Origin of the sequence: Roseibium polysiphoniae (assembly GCF_014842925.1) — a bacterium.
Lineage (GTDB): Bacteria > Pseudomonadota > Alphaproteobacteria > Rhizobiales > Stappiaceae > Roseibium > Roseibium polysiphoniae.
In genome coordinates, this window is sequence record NZ_JACYXJ010000005.1 from 167,763 (window position 1) to 181,516 (window position 13,754).

Below are 13,754 nucleotides of genomic sequence, written 5' to 3' on the forward strand. Positions count from 1 at the left end.
TTCTGAAACTCATCGCTGACAATCTGGCCGTGGATCGCGGCGACCGGCGGGTGTTTGCCGGGCTTTCCTTTTCGCTGGAAAGCGGCAACGCGCTTGTCGTCACCGGCCCAAACGGCGTCGGCAAGTCTTCGCTGCTCAGAACACTGGCCGGTCTGGTTTCGCTGTCGGAAGGCAGCCTGAATCTGGAAGGCGGGCAGAGCGAACGCAGCGTTGCCGAACACACTCACTATTTCGGCCACCAAAGCGCGGTCAAGCCGGCGTTGAGCGTCAAGGAAAACCTTGCCTTCTGGCGCGATTTCACCGCCCCCGCTCATGTCTCCAACTTTGACCCGAAAGAATACGGCGCGCAGGACATTCTCGAGGACTTGGGCATCGGCCACACCAGTGAATTGCCAGCGGCCTATCTCTCCGCCGGCCAAACCCGGCGCCTCGCTGTCGCTCGCCTTTTCGTGTCACCACGCCCGATCTGGCTGCTGGATGAGCCGACATCGGCACTTGACGCCAATTCCGAGGCCCAGCTCATCGATCTGATGAATGATCATCTGCGCCGTGGTGGCATGATCGTCACCGCCACGCATACACCGCTTTCCCTGTCGCCTCTCCAGAGCCTTCGCCTGGAGGCCTTGTCCATCGAGGACCTGGCTCCTCTGGAGGAGATCGGATGAGCAGCTGGGCGCTTTCACTCTTTCAGCGCGAGCTGCGCCTTGCAGTCCGTGTCGGCGGCGGCGCGCTTGTCGGCGTCCTGTTCTTTCTTGCTGTGGTCACCGTGATCCCCTTTGGCGTTGGTCCGGACCTCAATCTCCTGGCCCGCATCGGCCCTGCCATCTTGTGGATCGGCGCGCTGCTTGCCACGCTGCTCGGCCTGGACCGCCTGTTTCAGGCAGACCGTGACGACGGCTCACTTGATCTGATCCTCATGGCCGGCCGGCCACTCGAACTGGTGGTTCTGATCAAATGCCTGGCCCACTGGATGGCAACGGGCCTGCCATTGGTCGCAGCCGCTCCGGTTCTTGCCATCTTCCTGAATCTGGAACCCACTGCCATCGGTGCCGTTACGCTGACACTGGCAGCCGGAACACCTGCACTCACCCTCATCGGGGCAATCGGAGCATCTCTCACGGTCACCCTGCGCCGAGGCGGGCTCCTGCTGGCTGTCCTTGTGATCCCGCTCACAATCCCGGTCCTGATCTTCGGCGTCAGCGCGGCCGATGCCGCGGTCAATGATCCGGTGCCCTTCATGACCCCGTTCTTGATCCTCTGCTCCCTGTCGCTGATTTCGCTCGTGGTCGGTCCTTTCGCCTCGGCGGCGGCTCTGAGGTTTTCGTCAGACTAAGGTTGGGGTGCGCTGTGACACCTGCGACAGGCCTACCCATTGAAGCTGCAGGCTCTCTAGATTAGAACGTTTCCATGGGTATCTTGGACTTTGCCAATCCGACACGCTTCATGAAGCTGACGCAGCTGGTTCTGCCTTGGCTGGTCGGTCTTTGCGCGATCGCTTTTGCAGTCGGCCTCTACATGAGCTTCTTCGTTGCACCCGAAGACTATCAGCAGGGCGACACCGTGCGGATCATGTACATCCATGTGCCCGCCGCCTGGCTGGCCATGATGTGCTATTCGATCATGGCGATCTCCTCCCTCGGCACCTTGGTCTGGAAGCATCCGCTGGCAGATGTCTCGGCCAAATGCGCAGCCCCGATCGGCGCCGCCTTCACCTTCATTTCCCTCGTCACAGGCTCCCTGTGGGGCAAACCCATGTGGGGAACCTATTGGGTCTGGGATGCGCGGCTGACCTCTGTCCTGGTGCTTTTCATCATGTACCTCGGCCTGATGGCCCTGTGGCGGACGATGGAAGACCCGATCAAGGCCGGCAAGGCCGCAGCGATCCTGACCCTCGTCGGCGCGCTGAACCTGCCGATCATCAAGTTCTCCGTCGATTGGTGGAACACCCTTCATCAGCCGGCAAGTGTCATGAGAATGGACGGTCCGACGATCCATCCGGACATACTGCTGCCGCTTGCGGTCATGGCGGTCGCCTTCACGCTTCTTTTCTTCGTGATCCATCTGATGGCCATGAGAAATGAAATCCTGCGCCGCCGCGTCCGCACACTTCGCCTGCGCGCAGCCTCCGCCGCCCGGCCCGCCGGCGGGTCAGCAACTCTTCAGCCGGCGGAGTAAGCCAAATGGATCTTGGGCCTCACGCCGGTTTTATCATCGCATCCTATGCCATCTGCTTTGGCGTCGTCGCAGGGCTGATCCTGTGGGTGCGACTGGACAAGGCGCGGCTTGACTCGACCTTGAAGGATCTGGAGAGCCAGGGCCTTGCAAAGACCCGCAGAACGCCAGAGAAACCGGACAGGCAATGACCAATTCCGACGAAACACATGAAGCTGGCCCACCCAAGCGCCGCCTTCCCGTGCTTGTCCTGCTGCCGCTGGTTCTCTTCGCGGCCCTGGCCGCTCTGTTTCTGTTTCAGCTGACCCTCGGCAACGACCCCAGCACCATCCCCTCTGCGCTGATCGGCAGACCTGTGCCCGAGACTGATCTTGCCAGGGTGCCCGACCTTACCAAGAACGGCGTTGAGGTCCCGGGGTTCTCGCGGGATGATCTTTTGGGCAAGGTCTCGGTGGTCAATGTGTTTGCGTCCTGGTGCGTCCCCTGCCGTCAGGAGCATCCGTTCCTGGAAGATCTTGCGACCCGCAATGGCTTCCAGATGATCGGCATCAACTACAAAGACAAACCGGAAAACGCGCGTCGCTTCCTGGGCAGTCTCGGCAATCCCTATGAGCGGGTTGGCGCCGACGAAAAGGGCCGCGCTGCGATCGACTGGGGTGTCTATGGCGTTCCAGAAACGTTCATCGTCGATGCCACCGGCTTGATCCGCTACAAGTTCATCGGACCCCTGTCCGCGAGCGCTTATGAGGGCACGTTCCTGCCGGAGCTGCAAAAGGTCCTGGACAGTCCGTCGAGCGCGAACTGACGTCGAAAAACGGGACCGAATCCGCCCAGTCACCGCGTCGTGACTGGCTCTTTATCCGCGCAGCGCCTAACTTCCTTCCATCAGGAACAACGAGGATGGCCCCTATGGGGATGCACATTGAACGCCTGCGCAAGATCTTGCGCAGAACTCTTTTTGGTGCTGCAAGCGGAATAGTTTTGGCGCCCATGATGATGTTCAGTGCGCAGGCAGGACCTGTCGCCGTCGCCGAGCTTTTCACAAGCCAGGGATGCTCCTCCTGTCCGCCCGCCGACCGACTTCTGGAACACCTCGCCGAGAAGGGCGACGTGCTGGCACTGTCGCTGCCGGTTGATTATTGGGATTACCTCGGCTGGCGGGATACCCTGGCCAGCCCGGATAATTCTGCCCGGCAACGCGCCTATGCTACTCGTCGTGGCGACCGGTCGGTCTACACTCCTCAGATCGTCGTCAACGGCGTCGAGCATGTCGTCGGCAGCAACGCGCGCGCCGTTGAAAGCGCCCTGGCGCGGGCCACTCCGCTCAACGTTGAGGTCGAGCTCAAACGCAACGACATGGGCATTGAAGCCAAGGTGGTCGGGAAACTGCCCGAAGGCGTCAAGATGGCGACCGTCTTCTTCGCAAGTGTGATCGAACACGAAGAAGTTGCCGTCGGCCGAGGCGAAAATGCCGGCGCTTCGATCACCTATGTCAATGTGGTGCGCAACCTCCACCCTATCGGCATGTGGTCGGGCGGAACTGAAACCTTCCGCATGCCCAAGAGCGAGCTGATGCGCTCGAACGCCGAACGCTGTGCGATCCTGATTCAGCTCGAAGACGAAAACGGCCCCGGACCAATCCTCGGCGCCGGCACAATCGACTGGCCGCCCGCGAGTTAGGATCCAACACAGATCCTGTTGTGCATCTTGGCCGTTGGGGGTTGCCCTGCCTCCGAAAGCTGATACCCCTTGCGCGTTGACAGCGCCTGACTCGGCGTCACGCACAAGGGACCCGGCAGAATGGACCTCAGGTTCAAGGTCGCACTCGGCAGCATAGGTATCGGACTGATCGTCCTGGCGATGAAATTCGCCGCCTACTATCTGACCGGATCGGTCGCGCTTTATTCCGACGCCCTGGAAACCATTGTCAACGTTGCGTCCTCCATCGCGGCGGTCTTTGCGGTCTGGTTCGCGTCCAAGCCCGCCGACTCCAACCATCCTTACGGTCACGACAAGGCAGAGTACTTCGCCGCCGTTCTGGTTGGCGTGATGATCGTGCTCGCCGCCATCTCCATTTTCCGGGCCGCCTGGCTGGGCTACGTCAACGCCTCGAGTGTCACCTATTCCCTATCGGGGCTGGGGATGAATGCGCTTGCAGCGGTCATCAATGGAGCATGGGCCGCCATTCTTCTGAGGGTCGGTCGGTCGTCCCGCTCGCCAGCACTTGTCGCCGACGGCAAGCATCTGGTTACCGACGTAATCACATCTCTGGGCGTTTTGCTTGGCGTCGGGCTTGTCGTATTGACGGGATGGCATGTCCTCGATTCCCTGCTCGCAGCTCTTGTTGGCTTGAACGTCCTTTGGACCGGATGGCAGGTGGTGAAGGAAAGCATTTCCGGCCTCATGGATGAGGCGGCCTCCGAAGACGTCCAGGCGACCATCAAGGATCTCATCTCCGAACATGGCGACGGCGCACTGGAGGCTCACGACCTTAGAACGCGCATCGCCGGACGGGTTACCTTTGTCGACTTCCACCTCGTCGTCCCGGGCGAAATGACTGTCGACACCGCTCATGACATTTGCGATCGCATCGAACAGGCCGTCGGCAAGGCCCTGCCCGGCGCCCATGTCACGATCCACGTTGAACCTGAACACAAGGCCAAACACTCGGGCATTGTCGTGCTCTAGGCAGTCAGACCCAAAAGGCGCTCGATCTCGGAGAAGGCCTTGCGATTGCCAAGTTTTTCGAAATAGCTCTACACTCACCAAACCTTTCAGCATTCCGCGGCCCTGCGGACGGACACTTTCATGCGCAGAAAAGCCGTTTTCGATCACGCCATCCTGATTGTGGGCACCATCGTAATGTGCGGGCCGCTGCTCGCGGTCTTCCTTGCAACGACCCATGACGCTGCCTCCTTTCGGGAAACAGGCCTGACCCTCATTCCGGGTGGCCACGGTTTGTCAAACTACGGTCACCTGCTTCAATCAAAAGGCGGCTTTCGCGGCGACATCACCGCTCTGGGAATGATCTGGAACTCTTTCCTGCTGGGCGCCGGCTTTGCAATGGCAAAGGTCAGCCTTTCCCTTCTGGCTGCCTATTCTCTGGTCTATTTCAGGTTGCGCTTCGCGGCATTCTTCTTCTGGCTTCTGCTGCTCTCGCTGATGCTGCCGCTGGAGTCCCGGTTTCTGCCCACTTATGACGTGGTCTCCAGCCTGGGGCTTGTGAACACGCAAGCCGGGCTGATCCTGCCGCTCGCCGCCTCGGGGATCGGCACCTTCTTTTTCCGCCAATTCCTGCAGAACATCCCGGACAGCATGCTCGAGTCCGCACGCCTAGATGGAGCCGGGCCTTTGAAGTTCCTGCGCGACATTCTCATCCCACTGTCCATGCCCATGGCGGGGGCCCTTTTTCTGGTCACCTTCGTCAACGGCTGGAACCAGTACCTGTGGCCCGTCATGGTGACGTCGGAAGAGGCTCGCTACACAATCGTGCGTGGCCTGCAATTCTATGGCCGCTCGAGCCTCACCGGCATGATGCTCGCCTGTCTCGCTGTCCTGCCCCCTGCCTTGCTGCTGGTGTTCTTCCAGCGCCTCTTCGTCAAAGGCCTGTTCGACGGCAGCCACTAGTCCTTCAAAAGAAAGTCTTCCATGTCACTCGCTCGCCAGCCCATCATCTTCGATTGCGATGGTGTCCTGATCAATTCAGAGGTCATCTATCACGCGGTCGAGATGGAGTTTCTCGGTCAGATCGGCCTGACCTATGAGCCAATCGCCTATCGCACCCGGTTCACCGGGTTGCATGGCCGCGACTTCATGGCTGCGATCAAGGCAGACTACGCAGCCCTCGCCAAAGGCCCTTTTCCCGATGACTTTCAGGAGAGTATGACCACCGAAATGTACCGGCGCATGGAGTCCGAGCTGACGTGCGTTTCAGGCATTCAGAGCTTCCTTGCGCTTCACAAGGGGCCGCGCGCAGTCGCATCCTCCTCAGGCCTGAAGGGGCTAAAGCGCAAGCTGCAGATCACCGAGCTCGCGGAGCATTTCGACAATCACATCTATTCCGGCGACCAGGTCGAGCACGGCAAGCCCGCCCCGGATCTCTTCTTGATGGCGGCGGACCGGATTGGGCAGCCACCAGCAAAGTGCGTTGTCCTCGAAGACAGCATCAATGGGGTGAAGGCCGGGGTAGCGGCAGGCATGACGGTCTGGGGCTTCGTGGGCGCGGGCCACGCCGACGACGGACTTGCCGACCGGCTCACAGACGCGGGCGCTCATGATGTGATCGGCTCATTCCAGCAAATGACCGACCGCCTGTAGGTCCAAATAAAAAGAGCCCGGGGAAAACCCCGGGCTCGAGTTGCGGCCCGAACCAAGCAGGCCACTTTGGGAGACGGTAATTACCGTGCGGAGCCGATACCGAACTCCGGATAGGCTTCGACACCAACCTCGACCTTGTCGAGACCAAGTGCTTCTTCCTCTTCGGAAACCCGGATGCCCATGACGGCCTTCAGGATGAACCAGACAATCGCGGTCGCAACCAGAGTGAACACACCGTAGGCAACGATGCCGACGAGCTGCGTGCCGTAGGAAGCACCATCGTTGGAGAACGGTACGATGAGCGTGCCCCAGATACCTGCAATGAGGTGAACCGGGATAGCACCGACAACATCGTCGATCTTCAACTTGTCGAGCATCGGAACCGCGAAGACCACGATCGCACCACCAACGCCGCCGATGATGACAGCCTGGAGAACGGACGGAGCAAGCGGCTCAGCAGTGATGGAGACGAGACCGGCCAGAGCACCGTTCAGTGCCATGGTCACGTCGACCTTCTTGTAAAGGACCTGCGTCAGGATCACGGCAACAACAACACCAGCTGCAGCAGCCATGTTGGTGTTGGCGAAGATGCGGGACACGTCGGTTACGTCAGCGATCGAGCCCATTGCGAGCTGGGATGCGCCGTTGAAGCCGAACCAGCCGAGCCACAGGATGAACGTGCCGAGCGTTGCGAGCGGCATGGAAGAACCCGGAAGCGGGGTCACCTGGCCGTTCGGGCCATACTTGCCCTTACGAGCACCGAGGATGATCGCACCGGACAGAGCAGCCCAGCCACCGACGGAGTGAACGATCGTGGAACCGGCGAAGTCAGAGAAGCCCATTTCGGACAGCCAGCCGCCGCCCCACTGCCAGGAACCGGAAATCGGGTAGAGGATACCGGTCAGGATGGCGGTGAAGATCAGGAAAGGCCAAAGCTTGATACGCTCGGCAACGGTACCGGAAACGATCGACGCGGTTGCTGCTACGAAGACCATCTGGAAGAACCAGTCAGAAGCCGTGGAGTAGCCGGTGTCGAGAGCGTCGCCGCCGACAGCGTCGAAGGAATATGGACCGAAGGAACCGATGAAGCCGCCGTCAACGCCAGCGTACATCAGGTTGTAACCGGTGATCCAGAACATCAGGCCTGCGATGGAATACAAGGTGATGTTCTTGAGGCACTGCATGGAAACGTTCTTGGAACGAACGAGACCAGCTTCGAGCATGGCGAAACCAGCCGCCATCCACATGACCAGGAAGCCGCCGATAAGGAACAGCAGCGTGTTAAAGATATAGGCTGTTTCAGGAGATACTGCCGGAGCAGCGTCCTGAGCCATAGCCGGCACGGCCATAAGGCCGAGGGCGCCGAGCGAAGCCGCGCTTTTTGCGACGAGTTTGTTCATAGTTCTTACCCTCAATACAATCAAAGAGCTTCGGCGTCGGTTTCGCCGGTACGGATGCGAACGACCTGGTCGATCGAATAAACGAAGATCTTGCCGTCGCCGATCTGACCGGTCTTGGCAGCGCCTGAGATAACCTCGACGACCTTATCGACAGACTCGCCGGAAACGGCGACTTCGATTTTCAGCTTCGGCAGAAAGCTGACGGCATATTCGGTGCCGCGGTAGATTTCAGTATGGCCCTTCTGGCGGCCGTATCCCTTGACCTCAGTAACAGTCAGGCCCTGGATGCCGATCCCCGTGAGTGCATCGCGCACTTCATCGAGTTTGAACGGCTTGATGATGGCCATCACAATTTTCATTGCTTGTTCCCATTCCTTTTCCTGCGCCTCTTCCCTGCGAAAAGGCTGGCCGACCTACCCGTTCGGTTCCCCCCTGGGTTCCGAAACCCTGCCCCCGAAAACGGAGGCCCGCACAAGTACGTAGCCGGGTCGGTGTCGGGTCTTTCATTACAAGGACCGTGCCAACTCCAGGAGAAACTTCGAAAAACCGCAGAGTTCCGTGGTTTCAGGGGCTCAAAAGAGGAATATGGATAAAACCTGCGCCTGTACGGGGCGGTTTAACCACCTGAGATGAGAGTAAAAAATAGGCAAAATTCAAAATTTGCATAGAAATTACACAAAAAAGGACTCGAATAGAGTCGGCGGCTATTTTTGTGGCAGAAATTCTGCACCCCATAAGGGCAGCCGCCAGCGGAATAGCCGTTTTGCCGCCTCTTTAAGGAAATTTTAGCGACGAACTCAGGCCGAGAACCCACCGTCGGCGAGATAGGCCAGCTCCTCAGGCGTCGACACCCGCCCGAGCACCTCATTTCGGTGTGGGAAGCGCCCAAACCTGCGAATGACATCCATATGGATCAAGGCATAGAGATAGAACTGCTCATGTCCCAGCGGCCGGGTCAGGTCGATGCTCTTCTCCTGCGCTGCGATATCTTCCGCGTGCTCAAACGGCAGGTAGAAAAAGACCCTCACGTCTTTCGGGAAGGCCTTGTCGAAGCCTGCCTCTACCGCCTTTTCGGCAAGCGCCAACGCCATCCCGTCACTCTCGAAGGCTCTCGGATCATCCCGATAAACGTTGCGGGAAAACTGATCGAGAAGGATGATCAGGGCCAGACAGCCATGCGGGGTCTCGCTCCAAAGCTCAAGTTCGCCTGACTTTGCAGCCTCGATTGCCTCGAAAAACCGCGACCGGATTTCGGCATCAAACGCATCTGAACGCGCGAACCATTTCTTGGGGCCGGCCTGCCACCAGAACTCGAGGACATCAATCGGTGTGATCGGCGGCAAAGCGTGCGGTAGGGACATCCTGCACTCCATCAAGAATCGGACGTTGAGAGCTTTATTCGATATATGTACTTGCTAGAATGACAATCCAAGAGCCGAAACCGCCGAGAGCCAATTTCGTGAGCCAAGACACCATCCTGGACCTCAAGGGTCTGAAATGCCCCCTCCCAGTCCTGAAGACGCGCAAGGCGCTCAGCCGGGTCGAGAGTGGAACGCGCATGATCGTTCAAACGACCGACCCCATGGCCTTTCTGGATATTCCCCATTTCTGCAATGAAGACGGACACACGCTGGAAAGCTCCGAAAAGGATGGCGACAACGGCCGCTTCACGATCATCAAGGCCTGACCGGAGCAGCGTCCAATGACCTCAATTCTCTTCGTCTGCCTTGGCAACATATGCCGCTCACCCTTGGCCGAGGGTATTTTCCGGCACACGCTCAAAGAAGCAGGGCGGATTGAAGGCATTCAGATTGACAGCGCAGGCACTGGAACCTGGCACGAGGGAAACCCGCCGGACCCGAGATCCATCGAAGTGGCCACCCGATATGGCATCGACATCTCCGGCCAACGCGCGCGCCAGGTCCGCCAGCAGGACTTTTCAGATTTCGACTTGATCCTCGCGATGGACAAGAGCAACCTGTCCAAACTGCGCCAGATCGCCCCCAAAGACGCAACAGCACACCTCCGTCTCTTTCTCGACGCCCCCGAGCACGAGGTGCCGGACCCCTATTATGGCGGCGATAAGGGCTTTGAAGCCGTTTTTCATATGCTCAGATCGGCAAGCGAGCGCCTGAGCCAGATGCTGGTCGATCCGCAATCTTCATAATCCCGTCTTGAAGCCTTCGTATTGCAGTGGCAGGCACGAAGGACCGTACAGTTTATGAAGTTGCTCTTTTGGACGCTCGCTCTGGTCTTGATCGCGCTTGGCCTCGCAACGGTCTGGCTGCCCATCCCGACAGGCGTTCCCCTTCTGGCCCTTGGCATGATTGTTATCATCGCAACCAGCCGCCAGGCCGCCCGGGCGTTGCGCAATCGCAGGCGCCGAGTTCCGCGCCTCAACAGCCTCTTCACCTGGTTGGAAGACCGCTCCCCCATGCGGTTCGCACGCATCTTGAAGCGCACGCGCCCACGCAAGTCCGGCTAGTCGAAGTAATACGTAAGCCATCGCCCAGCCCTTGAACCTCAGCCGGCAGATATCACATCGATTAATGGTGGCGTGAGCAGACAACGCTCGTGCCGCCGTCAAAACAATCGATAAAGGGAGTCTCATCATGCCTGGCTTACAGATAGATCACGACGCCTGGGTTCTGGTCGGCGACGGCGAAAAAGCGCTGGTGTTCCGGAACGAAGGCGACCGGGAATTTCCCAATCTGCAAGTGATCCGCCAGATGGAGAGCGAAAACCCCAAAACCTCGGAACAGGGCACCGACGCACCGGGCCGCAAAGGTGATGGTCCCGGGCCTCAGAAAAGCTCCATGGAACAAACCGATTGGCACACGCTGGAGAAACACCGCTTTGCCAAGGACATGGCGGAGATGCTCTACAAAGCCGCTCACAAGGGCAGGTACGAGAAACTGGTGGTGGCAGCGCCGCCAATGATCCTTGGAGACCTGCGCAAGGCCTTCCACAAGGAGGTCAAGGATCGCGTGGTTGCCGAGGTCGACAAGACTCTGACGGGCCATCCGCCAATTGAAATCGAACGCATCCTGACCCAGAAGTCCTGAAAACCCACACCTGTCTCAGGTCTAGTGGTGCTTACCAAACATTCCGACAAAATGACGCATCCGGGCCGCAGCCCGGGTGCCGCCCCGGTTCATTATCACCTGAAGAATTCGGCCCTTTCGGGTGAACCATTCATCCAGATGAGTGTCGCGCAGCCACGCTGGTGCCTGGACATACAGGATCCGATGGACCGCAAGGATCACGAGAAGCGTCAGCCCCCAGGAGATCAGCGTATCCGACAGGAAATGCCCCCCGAACGCGATGCGGTTGAGCGAAAGCAGAAGGCCGAGCGGCAGCAGAAACGCCAGCAAAGCCAAGCGCCAGGCGACGGGTGCGATGAAAACGGCAGCAACCAGCCACATGCCCGCAGACGCTTCGCCCGAGACAAACGAACAGTTGGTATCGCACCAATTTGTTGGCAGCCAGACCGGCTGGTAGGGCATGTCCCCGCCGAAGACATCGACCATCACCGGGCGCGGCCGGCCCCAGTTGTTCTTCAAGATCAGGTTGACGAGAACACCTGGCCCCAAAATCAGCGTGGTCAACAAGAACACCGGCGCACGCAGGGGCATCAGCGGACTTCGTGCCGGCAGGAACAGCTTCGCCAGCAGCACGACAACGCTGGTTATCGCGACGATCTTGACGATATGCGGCCCCAGGTGGCGAAACCGGCGCAAGAAGGGGTCATTGCGAGCAAAAAATCCGCTTTCATCGCTGTAGAACAGACCGCTGGCCCAAAGATCAACGGCTGGAAAAACGAGAAAAAAAGCTGAGACGGCCACCAGATAGAGGCCCACAGCCTTCATCGGATTGGCTGCCACCCAGGCCAAAGGCTTTGCAAAACGATCGGAAATCATGCGCCAATAGGCCTTGCATCGTGTCATCCGCGCTGTTTAACCCATTCGACGCACATGACCAATAAAATCCAATCCATACGCAATCGGAATTTTCTCCAGGAAATCGGAAAGGCAGGCGTTTGATGGAAGCCGCACTCCACGACCAAAAGCCACGTTTGCATTTCTGGTTCGATTTCGCCTCGACCTACAGCTACCTCTCCGCCATGCGGATCGAAACCGTGGCTGGTGATCGCTCGGTGGAGGTCGTTTGGCATCCCTTCCTGCTCGGGCCCATCTTCAAGAAGCAGGGGTGGGAAACCTCGCCCTTTAATCTGATGCCTGCCAAGGGTCGCTACATGTGGCGGGATATGGAGAGGCAATGCGAGGTTCTGGGTCTCCCGCTTGTTGCTCCTGATCCGTTTCCTCAAAACAGCATTCTGGCCGCCCGTCTCGCCCACGCCGGCCGGAATGAGCCTTGGATCGGCGAATTTGTCAGGGCAGTGTTCTATTCCGAATTTGGGGCAGGTCTCGACATAGCCGACCCGGCGACCCTGGCGGGCATTCTCATGGAAGTCGGAGCCGACGCAAAGAAAGTTCTGGCGCAGGCCGAAACGATGGACATCAAGATCGGCCTGCGTGCCGCTGTCTCCGAAGCCGAGACACAAGGCATCTTCGGCGCGCCCAGTTTCGTAACGCAGAATGGCGAATTGTTCTGGGGTCACGACAGGTTGGAACAGGCCCTGGACGAAGCCCTCATGATGACGGACTGAGCGGCCTCACGTTGCTGAAACATTCAGCCGTGCCGCATGGTGCCGCCGGGCATGCTCCATCGCCTGAAATAACAAGGACGGCGACAGCGGCTTTGCGAGCACTTCAACGAAGCCCGCCTGCCGCATGCGCTTGCCGCCGATGGATTCCATTGCAGCGGTCACCGCGATCAGTGGCAGCGCCTCAGTGTTGGGAAGCTCCCGGATCCGGGCTGCTGTTTCGAGGCCATCCATGACCGGCATATGCAGATCCAGCAAGATCGCGTCATAGTCCGTCTCTAGCATGATCTTGAGCGCGTCCATGCCGCTCGGCACTTGGTCACAGGAAATGCCGAAGGACTCCAGCAGGGCAGACAGCAGGCGCCGGTTTGTCTCATTGTCGTCAACAATCAGAACATGCGCTTCGGCATCCGACACATCGGCGGGATCCGCTCGGACCACGCTTTCTGCGGTCTCCGGAGCCAAGGGCAGGTTCATTTCAAAACGGCACCCGCCCGCCTTCGGGCTGATCAAACGCAGCTTGCCGCCGAGATCTGCAACCAGTTGCGAAGCGCCCCAAAGACCGAGACCCGACCCGGGACTGCGTGCCTTGCCGGCAGCCCCTCGCACATAGGGTTTGAACAGACGCCGGCGCTCCATGGGATCAATGCCCGGTCCGGTGTCGGCGACGGCAAGCCGTATCTCGGTCGATGCCCCGTCCTCGCCAGGCAAAATCTCGAAGGAAATACTGACCTTGCCGGTATCAGTGTATTTGACCGCATTGTCCAGAAGGGTCGTCATCACCCGTCGCAGGGCACCGGCACGAACAGGTTCAAGACGGATCTTCGACGCTTCAATTTCAGCTTTGTAGCCGAGGCCCTTCGCCTCCGCAGGTGCCCGGAACAGCTCTGCCGTATCAGCCGCGATCTCGGAGAGTTCCGGCATGCGACCTCCTGTCTCGGAGGTATGGAGCAGTGCTCCCGTCATGTCGCTCAAGGCATCGATGCTTCGAATCAAAAGGTTGAGACGCTCCACCTGAATTGGCGACAGCTTCTCGGCCCCGATCAGCTCGGCTGTCAGCTTCATGGCTGACAGCGGCGTTCGAAGGTCATGCGCAAGCAGCGCAATTTCATGATTTTGGTCGTGATCTCCATCCATGGGATGAATCTAGTATGACTTCCAGTCAAACGGCAAACCGCTCTTGCCACTTTGCCAATTGC

The 13,754-nt window shown here is 59.1% G+C and carries 19 protein-coding genes; 14 read left to right on the plus strand and 5 right to left on the minus strand.

Annotation, left to right across the window (positions count from 1 at the left end; translation table 11 throughout):
* The first annotated feature begins 2 nt into the window (after window positions 1-2).
* The 9 genes from ccmA (at window position 3) to IG617_RS13835 (ending at window position 6,489) form a co-directional block, all read left to right on the plus strand.
* Window positions 3-665, plus strand: coding sequence for a heme ABC exporter ATP-binding protein CcmA (gene ccmA, locus IG617_RS13795; RefSeq protein WP_192110201.1), 663 nt, complete (start codon window positions 3-5; stop codon window positions 663-665).
* The gene (gene ccmB / locus IG617_RS13800) at window positions 662-1,333 is read left to right on the plus strand and encodes a heme exporter protein CcmB (RefSeq protein WP_192109797.1); all 672 of its coding nucleotides are present in this window, start codon (window positions 662-664) and stop codon (window positions 1,331-1,333) included. The genes ccmA and ccmB overlap by 4 nt, the downstream gene beginning before the upstream one ends.
* Window positions 1,334-1,407: 74 nt before the next feature.
* Window positions 1,408-2,175 carry a heme ABC transporter permease gene (locus IG617_RS13805; RefSeq protein WP_192109798.1) on the plus strand — a complete coding sequence of 256 codons (768 nt, stop codon included), beginning with the start codon at window positions 1,408-1,410 and terminating at the stop codon, window positions 2,173-2,175.
* 5 nt (window positions 2,176-2,180) lie between these two features.
* Window positions 2,181-2,363 (plus strand): heme exporter protein CcmD, encoded by a 183-nt coding sequence (gene ccmD / locus IG617_RS13810; RefSeq protein ID WP_192109799.1) that lies wholly within the window; start codon window positions 2,181-2,183, stop codon window positions 2,361-2,363.
* Complete coding sequence (locus IG617_RS13815; protein WP_192109800.1) at window positions 2,360-2,977, plus strand: DsbE family thiol:disulfide interchange protein; 618 nt, start codon at window positions 2,360-2,362, stop codon at window positions 2,975-2,977. Before ccmD ends, IG617_RS13815 begins: the two co-directional genes overlap by 4 nt.
* Window positions 2,978-3,081: 104 nt before the next feature.
* Window positions 3,082-3,852 carry a DUF1223 domain-containing protein gene (locus IG617_RS13820; RefSeq protein WP_254170558.1) on the plus strand — a complete coding sequence of 257 codons (771 nt, stop codon included), beginning with the start codon at window positions 3,082-3,084 and terminating at the stop codon, window positions 3,850-3,852.
* 120 nt (window positions 3,853-3,972) lie between these two features.
* On the plus strand, window positions 3,973-4,860 hold the full coding sequence (locus tag IG617_RS13825) for a cation diffusion facilitator family transporter (RefSeq protein ID WP_192109801.1): 888 nt from the start codon (window positions 3,973-3,975) through the stop codon (window positions 4,858-4,860).
* A 120-nt stretch (window positions 4,861-4,980) separates the two neighbouring features.
* A complete protein-coding gene (locus IG617_RS13830) occupies window positions 4,981-5,799 on the plus strand; it encodes an ABC transporter permease subunit (RefSeq protein ID WP_192109802.1) in 819 nt (272 codons plus the stop codon).
* 21 nt (window positions 5,800-5,820) lie between these two features.
* Window positions 5,821-6,489, plus strand: coding sequence for an HAD family hydrolase (locus IG617_RS13835; protein WP_192109803.1), 669 nt, complete (start codon window positions 5,821-5,823; stop codon window positions 6,487-6,489).
* Between the two features lie 80 nt (window positions 6,490-6,569).
* Here IG617_RS13835 and IG617_RS13840 read toward each other — a convergent pair whose 3' ends face one another.
* From IG617_RS13840 to IG617_RS13850, 3 genes are all read right to left on the minus strand, one after another.
* Window positions 6,570-7,889, minus strand: coding sequence for an ammonium transporter (locus tag IG617_RS13840; protein WP_192109804.1), 1,320 nt, complete (start codon window positions 7,887-7,889; stop codon window positions 6,570-6,572).
* A 20-nt stretch (window positions 7,890-7,909) separates the two neighbouring features.
* Window positions 7,910-8,248 (minus strand): P-II family nitrogen regulator, encoded by a 339-nt coding sequence (locus IG617_RS13845; protein WP_153771451.1) that lies wholly within the window; start codon window positions 8,246-8,248, stop codon window positions 7,910-7,912.
* Window positions 8,249-8,686: 438 nt separating this feature from the next.
* On the minus strand, window positions 8,687-9,250 hold the full coding sequence (locus IG617_RS13850; RefSeq protein WP_192109806.1) for a DUF924 family protein: 564 nt from the start codon (window positions 9,248-9,250) through the stop codon (window positions 8,687-8,689).
* A gap of 98 nt (window positions 9,251-9,348) precedes the next feature.
* On the opposite strand from IG617_RS13850, the gene IG617_RS13855 reads away from it, so the two are divergent.
* From IG617_RS13855 to IG617_RS13870, 4 genes are all read left to right on the plus strand, one after another.
* The gene (locus IG617_RS13855) at window positions 9,349-9,576 is read left to right on the plus strand and encodes a sulfurtransferase TusA family protein (RefSeq protein ID WP_338052228.1); all 228 of its coding nucleotides are present in this window, start codon (window positions 9,349-9,351) and stop codon (window positions 9,574-9,576) included.
* Window positions 9,577-9,591: 15 nt separating this feature from the next.
* The gene (locus tag IG617_RS13860) at window positions 9,592-10,056 is read left to right on the plus strand and encodes a low molecular weight protein-tyrosine-phosphatase (protein ID WP_192109810.1); all 465 of its coding nucleotides are present in this window, start codon (window positions 9,592-9,594) and stop codon (window positions 10,054-10,056) included.
* Window positions 10,057-10,110: 54 nt separating this feature from the next.
* Window positions 10,111-10,374, plus strand: coding sequence for a hypothetical protein (locus IG617_RS13865; RefSeq protein WP_153771455.1), 264 nt, complete (start codon window positions 10,111-10,113; stop codon window positions 10,372-10,374).
* A gap of 127 nt (window positions 10,375-10,501) precedes the next feature.
* Complete coding sequence (locus IG617_RS13870) at window positions 10,502-10,954, plus strand: baeRF12 domain-containing protein (protein ID WP_192109812.1); 453 nt, start codon at window positions 10,502-10,504, stop codon at window positions 10,952-10,954.
* Window positions 10,955-10,975: 21 nt separating this feature from the next.
* Here the strand turns inward: IG617_RS13870 and IG617_RS13875 are convergent, their stop codons facing one another.
* Entirely contained in the window at window positions 10,976-11,836 is an 861-nt protein-coding gene (locus IG617_RS13875) for a phosphatase PAP2 family protein (RefSeq protein ID WP_209008482.1), read from the minus strand.
* Window positions 11,837-11,931: 95 nt separating this feature from the next.
* On the opposite strand from IG617_RS13875, the gene IG617_RS13880 reads away from it, so the two are divergent.
* Window positions 11,932-12,558, plus strand: coding sequence for a 2-hydroxychromene-2-carboxylate isomerase (locus IG617_RS13880; protein WP_192109814.1), 627 nt, complete (start codon window positions 11,932-11,934; stop codon window positions 12,556-12,558).
* Between the two features lie 6 nt (window positions 12,559-12,564).
* Here the strand turns inward: IG617_RS13880 and IG617_RS13885 are convergent, their stop codons facing one another.
* On the minus strand, window positions 12,565-13,692 hold the full coding sequence (locus tag IG617_RS13885) for a hybrid sensor histidine kinase/response regulator (protein WP_192109816.1): 1,128 nt from the start codon (window positions 13,690-13,692) through the stop codon (window positions 12,565-12,567).
* Window positions 13,693-13,754 lie beyond the last annotated feature (62 nt).

Bases quoted from the DNA above. Each gene is read 5' to 3' on its own strand.
- IG617_RS13860 (WP_192109810.1), top strand. From the start codon at position 9,592: ATGACCTCAATTCTCTTCGTCTGCCTTGGCAACATATGCCGCTCACCC.
- IG617_RS13825 (WP_192109801.1), top strand. From the start codon at position 3,973: ATGGACCTCAGGTTCAAGGTCGCACTCGGCAGCATAGGTATCGGACTG.
- IG617_RS13885 (WP_192109816.1), bottom strand. From the start codon at position 13,692: ATGGATGGAGATCACGACCAAAATCATGAAATTGCGCTGCTTGCGCAT.
- IG617_RS13820 (WP_254170558.1), top strand. From the start codon at position 3,082: ATGGGGATGCACATTGAACGCCTGCGCAAGATCTTGCGCAGAACTCTT.
- IG617_RS13815 (WP_192109800.1), top strand. From the start codon at position 2,360: ATGACCAATTCCGACGAAACACATGAAGCTGGCCCACCCAAGCGCCGC.
- IG617_RS13840 (WP_192109804.1), bottom strand. From the start codon at position 7,889: ATGAACAAACTCGTCGCAAAAAGCGCGGCTTCGCTCGGCGCCCTCGGC.
- IG617_RS13835 (WP_192109803.1), top strand. From the start codon at position 5,821: ATGTCACTCGCTCGCCAGCCCATCATCTTCGATTGCGATGGTGTCCTG.
- IG617_RS13850 (WP_192109806.1), bottom strand. From the start codon at position 9,250: ATGTCCCTACCGCACGCTTTGCCGCCGATCACACCGATTGATGTCCTC.
- IG617_RS13870 (WP_192109812.1), top strand. From the start codon at position 10,502: ATGCCTGGCTTACAGATAGATCACGACGCCTGGGTTCTGGTCGGCGAC.
- IG617_RS13845 (WP_153771451.1), bottom strand. From the start codon at position 8,248: ATGAAAATTGTGATGGCCATCATCAAGCCGTTCAAACTCGATGAAGTG.
- IG617_RS13830 (WP_192109802.1), top strand. From the start codon at position 4,981: ATGCGCAGAAAAGCCGTTTTCGATCACGCCATCCTGATTGTGGGCACC.
- IG617_RS13865 (WP_153771455.1), top strand. From the start codon at position 10,111: ATGAAGTTGCTCTTTTGGACGCTCGCTCTGGTCTTGATCGCGCTTGGC.
- IG617_RS13805 (WP_192109798.1), top strand. From the start codon at position 1,408: ATGGGTATCTTGGACTTTGCCAATCCGACACGCTTCATGAAGCTGACG.
- IG617_RS13880 (WP_192109814.1), top strand. From the start codon at position 11,932: ATGGAAGCCGCACTCCACGACCAAAAGCCACGTTTGCATTTCTGGTTC.
- ccmD (WP_192109799.1), top strand. From the start codon at position 2,181: ATGGATCTTGGGCCTCACGCCGGTTTTATCATCGCATCCTATGCCATC.
- IG617_RS13875 (WP_209008482.1), bottom strand. From the start codon at position 11,836: ATGACACGATGCAAGGCCTATTGGCGCATGATTTCCGATCGTTTTGCA.
- ccmB (WP_192109797.1), top strand. From the start codon at position 662: ATGAGCAGCTGGGCGCTTTCACTCTTTCAGCGCGAGCTGCGCCTTGCA.